At 73.2% G+C, this 6,677-nt stretch carries 6 protein-coding genes; 3 read left to right on the forward strand and 3 right to left on the reverse strand.

What is annotated here, in order from left to right; all coding sequences use genetic code 11:
- The 3 genes from NH339_RS18955 to moeZ form a co-directional block, all read right to left on the reverse strand.
- A partial coding sequence (locus tag NH339_RS18955; RefSeq protein ID WP_253027164.1) for an ATP-dependent helicase occupies positions 1–2,362 on the reverse strand: 2,362 nt, incomplete at its 3' end.
- Positions 2,363–2,393: 31 nt separating this feature from the next.
- Positions 2,394–2,696: an MGMT family protein gene (locus NH339_RS16820; RefSeq protein ID WP_253027165.1), complete on the reverse strand. Its 303-nt coding sequence runs from the start codon at positions 2,694–2,696 to the stop codon at positions 2,394–2,396.
- A gap of 844 nt (positions 2,697–3,540) precedes the next feature.
- Entirely contained in the window at positions 3,541–4,713 is a 1,173-nt protein-coding gene (gene moeZ / locus NH339_RS16825; protein WP_253027166.1) for an adenylyltransferase/sulfurtransferase MoeZ, read from the reverse strand.
- 171 nt (positions 4,714–4,884) lie between these two features.
- Between moeZ and NH339_RS16830 the strand changes: the two genes are divergently transcribed.
- The 3 genes from NH339_RS16830 to NH339_RS16840 all read left to right on the forward strand — a co-directional run bounded on the left by NH339_RS16830 (position 4,885) and on the right by NH339_RS16840 (position 6,504).
- Entirely contained in the window at positions 4,885–5,526 is a 642-nt protein-coding gene (locus tag NH339_RS16830) for a TetR/AcrR family transcriptional regulator (RefSeq protein ID WP_370186822.1), read from the forward strand.
- A 45-nt stretch (positions 5,527–5,571) separates the two neighbouring features.
- Complete coding sequence (locus NH339_RS16835; RefSeq protein WP_067855863.1) at positions 5,572–5,808, forward strand: DUF3107 domain-containing protein; 237 nt, start codon at positions 5,572–5,574, stop codon at positions 5,806–5,808.
- A 63-nt stretch (positions 5,809–5,871) separates the two neighbouring features.
- Entirely contained in the window at positions 5,872–6,504 is a 633-nt protein-coding gene (locus NH339_RS16840; RefSeq protein WP_253027167.1) for a DUF2461 domain-containing protein, read from the forward strand.
- Positions 6,505–6,677 lie beyond the last annotated feature (173 nt).

Consider the following 6,677-nt stretch of genomic DNA (forward strand, 5'->3'; position numbering starts at 1 on the left):
CCGGGTGGCCGGCCAGCCGCGCGAGCTGCTCGGCGACGCGCCGCCGCTCGGCGGGGTCGTCGGTGTTCTCCCCGATCCGTCGGAGCTCGGCCACGGCGGAGCGCAGCGACAGCGCGCGTCGCGGCCGGTGCTCGGTCTCGGGCAGCGTCCGGCGCGCCGGGCGGGTCTCGTCGGGATGCGTCAGGGACGTGTGGAGCTCGCCGACGAAGCGCGACGGCTGGTCGCCGTCGTCGGAGCCGCTGGCGACGGCGGTGACGACGAGCCGCTCGCGGGCGCGGCTGCACGCGACGTAGAACAGCCGTCGCTCCTCCGCGATCGCCGAGCGCGTGCTCGGGTAGGGCGCCACGCCCTCGCGGGTCAGTCGTTCGGGCTGCAGCAGGCTGCTGCGCAGGCGCGTGTCGGGCCACTCGCCGTCCTGCACGCCGGCCACGACGACGAGGTCCCACTCCAGGCCCTTGGACCGGTGCGCCGTCATGAGCCGGACGGCGCGGGTGTCGTCGGGGGCCTGGGCGAGCGTGTCGGAGGGGATCTGCTGCGCCTCGAGGGCAAGGACGACCTCGCCGACCGAGCGGTGCGCCTCACGCTCCTCGGCGCGGGCAGCCTCGGCGAACAGCGCACAGAGGGCGTCGAGGTCGTGGTGCGCCCGGGCCGCGCCCTCGCCGCCGGACTCCGCCTCGGCGCGCAGTCGTTGCGGCCAGGTGGTGCCGTCCCACAACGTCCAGAGCACCTCCTCCGCGGACGCGCCGGCTGCGAGCTGCTCGACGGCGCGCACCAGCAGGCCCGAGACCCGTCGCGCCTGCTGCACGGCAAGACCCTCGGGGCCGTCGGCGGCGAGCGTGGCGAGTCGGGGCGGGTCGGCGAGCACCTCGGCGACGAGGAGGCGCGAGGGTCGGGGCCGACCGTGCTCGGCGGCGTCGTCGCGACGCAGCACCCGGCCGAGGCGTCGCAGTCCGGCCGCGTCCATCGCGCCCAGCGGGCCGGTGAGCAGCGACGTGGCGGCCTCGGGGTCGAGCGGCTCGCCGGCGTGCAGGGTCTGGGCGGCGTGCAACGCGGCGAGCAGGGTGCGCACGGCGGGCTCGACGGCGAGCGGGAGCTCGTCGCCCGCCACCTGGACGGGCACGCCCGCGGCGGACAGCGCCCGGTGGAGCCGGTCGAGGTGGGCCGAGGACCGGACGAGCACCGCCATGCGGTCCCACGGGACCGGACGGTCGGCCACCAGGTGAGCCTCGCGCAGCAGGAGTGCCACGTGCTCGGCCTCGGCCGTGGCGGAGGAGAACGTGCGGACCTCGACGGTGCCCGACCGCTGGGGGTCGGTGGCCGGCGAGCGCAACGCGGCGAGGCGTTCGCCGTCGGGCCCCGGGACCGCTCCGCGGTTCTCGACGACCGAGCGGACCGCCGCCGCGATCTCGGCACCGTAGCGGTTGGTGCGGGCGAGGGTGAGCACCGCGGGCTCGCCGAGCGGCGTCGCGAACTGCTCGGTGAAGCGCAGGATGCCGGTGACGTCGGCGCCGCGGAAGCCGTAGATGGACTGGTAGGGGTCGCCCACCACGACGAGGTCGCGACCGTCGCCCGCCAGGGCCTGCAGCAGCGCGACCTGCAGCGGGTCGGTGTCCTGGAACTCGTCGACGACGACGAGCCGCAGGCGGTCGCGCCAGCGGCGGCGGCACTCGGGGTCGTCCAGGAGCGTGACCGCCTGGAACACGAGGTCGGTGTGGTCGATCGTGTTGGTGAACGCGGCCACGGAGGTGACGTCGTCGAAGAAGCGGGCGGCGGCCTGCCAGTCGGCGCGCCCCGTCTGCTGGCCGACGGCGAGGAGGTCGACGCTGTCGAGACCCTGGGCGCGGGCGGCACCCAGCAGACGCTGCAGCTCCGCCGTCAGGCCCCGGGTGCGCAGCGCGGGCCGCAGCGCCTCGGGCCACTCCTGCGGGTCGGTGCCGGCGAGGAGGTCGGCGAGCACCGCGTCCTGCTCCGGCGCGCTCAGCAGCGAGACGGGGCTGCGGAAGTCGGTGGTGTCCTGCTCGGCGCGCACGAGCGCGTAGCAGAAGGAGTGGAAGGTCATGGCCGGCGTGGTGGCCACCGTGCGGCCCAGCCGTCGGGCGATGCGCGCCCTGACCTCCTGCGCCGCGGCCCGGCTGAACGTGAGCACGAGGACCTCGTCGGCCGCGACCGTACCGGACTCCACGCGCTGCGCCACCAGCTCGACGAGCGTCGTCGTCTTGCCGGTGCCCGGCCCCGCGAGCACCTGGAGGGGCCCGCCGACGGTGGCGACGTGGTCGAGCACGGCCTGCTGGCTCGGGTCGAGCACCACACGCCGTGCCGCCGTCGCGGGCTCGGGAGGCTGGATGCGGTACTCGACGGTCACGTGACCATCCCAGCAGAGGCCTCCGACAGCCTCAGGACGCCCCCGCCTCGCCCCACAGCGCCTCGGCGACGTGCACCCGACCGTTGCGCACCGGCGTGCCCTCCTGCGCCCACCGCTGCTGCGCCTCCACCATCAGCGGCGCCGGCAGCGTCCCGTCGGCCCGCGGCACCCGCCACCAGCAGACCGCGTGCCCGTACAGCGACATGATGCGCCCGACGTAGCGCGGCCCGTACCCGCCGGCGACCACCTCCGCCACGCGCCCGTACGGCAGCACCCGCCCGGCCGGGATCCGCTCCACCAGCCGCAGCACCTGCTCGACGTACGCCTCGTCCACCCCTCGATCATGCCTGGCGGCTGCGTCGGCGCGGCTTCTCGGTCGGGTGGGGGTGCGGTGGTGCGGCTCGTCGTCGGCCTGCGGCTGCGCTGGTGCGGCTTGTCGTCGACCTGCGGGTGCGTCGGCGCGGCTTCTCGTTCGGGTGGGTCTGCGCTGGCGCGGCTTCTCGCTCGGGTGGGGCTGCGCCGGTGCGGCTTCGACTCGTCCTGCGCTCCGAAAGGGCCTCGACCGGGCGGCTGGGAGCGGCGGCGGCTCGGGTTCTCGGGCTGTGGCTCGCACTGGGGACGCAAGATTCTGCGTTTGCGCGTCCCATCGGCGGATCTGCAACCGCAGGAGCGCATGTGCGGTTGGAGATCGACCGCCGACGGGGGTAGTCGTGGCAACGATGCTCCCTTCTCGTGGACCGTGCCACGAGAAGGGAGAATCGTTCGTCACCCCAACCCCAAGCGCACGCACGATTCTTCCTTCGCGCGCCTGAGGTCGAACGCTCATGCGTTGGTGACGGGATCCCGTAGCAAGTGCAGAATCCTTGGCCTTCCGCGCACGAACGCAGCATCGTGCGTCCACCCCGAGCGCGACCCGCGGCCCGCGACCCCGTACCAGCGCGCCCGCCAGCCGCCCGGTCGAGGCCCTTGCGGAGACCACCCCCAGCGCCAGCCGAGGCAGCGCACCAGCAAGCGCATGCCCCCTCGCGGCAGCGCACCAGCAGGACGAGACCCCCCACGACAGCGCACCAGCAAGATCACGAACCCCTACGCCAGCGCACCGCCGAGCCCAGCCGCCCAGACGCACCGACGCCGCGGGCGGGTGCTCGAGGCACCCGACCCGCGGCGTCGGAGATCGCTCAGTAGGACGGCTGGCTGGGGTCGATCTGGTCGACCCAGGCCACGACGCCGCCGGCGACGTGGACGGCGTCCTTGAAGCCGGCGCCCTTGAGGACGGCGAGGGCCTCGGCGGAGCGGACGCCCGACTTGCAGTGCAGCACGATCTGCTTGTCGTCGGGGAGCTCCGAGAGGGCCTTGCCGTTGAGGAAGTCGCCCTTGGGGATGAGGATCGAGCCGGGGATGTGGTTGATGTCCCGCTCGACCTGCTCCCGCACGTCGACGAGCACGAAGTCGCGTCCGCCGTCGTTGCGCTCCTTCAGCCACCCGTCGAGCTGGGCGACGGAGATCGTCGACCCGGCCGCGGCGTCGGCGGCCTCGTCGCTGATCGCACCGCAGAACGCCTCGTAGTCGCTGAGCAGCTCGGTCGGCAGCTCGCCCTCGGGGTCGCGCTGGATCTTCAGCGTCGTGTACCGCATCTCGAGCGCGTCGTAGACCATCAGACGGCCGATGAGCGGGTCGCCGATGCCGGTGATCAGCTTGATCGCCTCGGTGACCATGATCGACCCGATCGACGCGCACAGGACGCCGAGCACGCCGCCCTCGGCGCACGAGGGGACCATGCCGGGCGGCGGCGGCTCCGGGTAGAGGTCGCGGTACTGCGGACCCTCCTGGGCCCAGAACACCGACACCTGGCCCTCGAAGCGGTAGATCGAGCCCCACACGTACGGCTTGCCGAGGATGACGGCAGCGTCGTTCACGAGGTAGCGCGTGGCGAAGTTGTCGGTGCCGTCGACGATGAGGTCGTACTGGCTGAAGATGTCGAGGACGTTGTCGTTGTCGAGACGCGCCTCGTGCACGATCGTCTTCACGTAGGGGTTGACCTCGGCGACCGACTCGGCGGCGCTGACGGCCTTGGGCCGGTCGATGTCGGACTGGCCGTGGATGATCTGGCGCTGCAGGTTCGACTCGTCGACGACGTCGTCGTCGATGATGCCGAGCGTGCCGACACCGGCGGCCGCGAGGTAGAGCAGGGCCGGCGACCCGAGCCCGCCCGCGCCGATCACGAGCACCTTGGCGTTCTTGAGCCGCTTCTGCCCGTCCATCCCGACGTCGGGGATGATCAGGTGCCGGCTGTAGCGACGGACCTCGTCGATGGTCAGTTCGTCGGCGGGTTCCACGATGGGGGCGACCACGGCTGCTCCTCGCAGTGACGGTGAAGGGGACGTCCGGCACAACGCCGGTCGTGTCGTCCATTGTTCCCCGACCGTCCGACATGCGGTACCGACGTCCGTCCCGTGGACGCCGCACGACGACACGGGGTGCTCGCCGACGAGCGCGTGGGGACCGGGCACTAGGCTGTGCGGGTGAGCGAGACCCCGATCCTGCGCACGCGCGCCGGCCGACTGCCGCGCCGCGCCCGCCGCGCCCAGCTGCTGGAGGTCGCACTCGAGGTCTTCGTCGAGCAGGGCTACCACGCCGCGTCCATGGACGAGATCGCCGAGCGCGCCGGCGTCTCCAAGCCGGTCGTCTACCAGCACTTCCCCGGCAAGCTCGACCTCTACCTCGCCCTGCTGGAGTCCTCGTGCGACGAGGTCGTCGACGACATCAAGCGCGCCCTCGCGTCCACGCAGGACAACCGTCACCGCGTCGAGGCGACGATGCAGCTCTGGTACCAGTACGTCGCCGACCAGGGCGCGGCGTTCCGCCTCGTCTTCGAGTCCGACCTGACGAACGACCCCGACGTGCGCGAGCAGGTCGACCGGGTCGTGCGCGAGTCGGCGCTGGCGATCGCCGAGGTCATCCGCGAGGACACCGGCCTGCCGCAGGACGCCGCCTACCTCCTCGCCGTGAGCCTGGTCGGCATGGGCCACGTCGGGGCCCGCAACTGGCTGGCCGAGGCGTCGTCGCTGTCGCAGCAGGACGCCGTGCGTCTCGTCGGACGGCTCGCCTGGCGCGGCATCGGCGGGTTCCCGCGCGACGTCACCGACGCCGACGGCGCCGAGTAGCCCCTTCTCCCACCCGCCCCACCCGCACGTCAGAGAGGACCGACCATGGAGGTCAAGATCGGCGTCCAGAACGCCGCCCGCGAGCTGTCCGTCGAGACCAGCGAGGCGCCCGACACGGTGCTCGCGAAGCTCGACTCCGCGCTGAAGGACGAGACCGTCTTCAGCCTCACCGACGACAAGGACCGTACGGTCGCCGTGCCGGCCGACAAGGTCGCCTACCTGTACTTCGTCGCCGACACTGGCCGCAAGGTCGGCTTCGGCGCGGTCACGCAGGAGAACTGAGGTCCTCGGCACGCGGGTGCCGTCACGCGGCGGCACCCGCAGCCCCGGCCTAGGCTCGCCCCCGTGACCTTCGCAGGCTTCCCCGTCGCCGCGCTCGACTTCTACGACGACCTCGAGGTCGACAACACGAAGACGTTCTGGGAGGAGCACCGGCACGTCTACGACGAGGCCGTGAAGGCGCCGATGGTCGCGCTCACGGCGGCGCTCGAGGACGAGTTCGGCCCGGCCAAGATCTTCCGGCCCTACCGCGACGTCCGGTTCGCGAAGGACAAGACGCCGTACAAGACGCACCAGGGGGCGTTCGTCGCCGTCGCCCCGTCGACGGGCTACTACGTGCAGGTCGGCGCCCCGGGCGTGCGCACCGGTGTGGGGTTCTACCAGGCGCCGCCGGCGCGGCTGGCGTCGTTCCGCGAGGCCGTCGACCACGAGACGTTCGGGGTCGGGCTGCAGCGGATCCTGGGTCGGCTCGAGCGCCAGGGGTGGACGGTCGGGGGCGACGCGGTGAAGACCGCCCCGCGCGGCTGGTCGGCCGACCACCCGCGCATCGACCTGCTGCGGCACCGCTCGCTGACGCTCGGTCGCGACCACGGCTTCGAGCCGTACGTGCACACCGCGGAGCTGCTCGACCACGTACGCGCCGACTGGCGTGCGGGCAAGCCGTTCATCGACTGGATCCTCACGCACGTCCGCGGCTGAGCTCGACGTGAGGCCAGCCCGAGCCGAGCCGGGCGGTAGGTGGCGCGCGCATCCTCGCCCAGGGCGGTAGGTCGCGCGCGGCAAGCGCTGCACGTTCCGCGGGTCACCGACCGCCAGCACGGCCGAGACGCGCGCCACCTACCGCCCACCGGGGCGGGGCGGGGCGGGGCGCG

It is taken from the genome of Aeromicrobium sp. CnD17-E, assembly GCF_024124745.1.
GTDB lineage: Bacteria > Actinomycetota > Actinomycetes > Propionibacteriales > Nocardioidaceae > Aeromicrobium.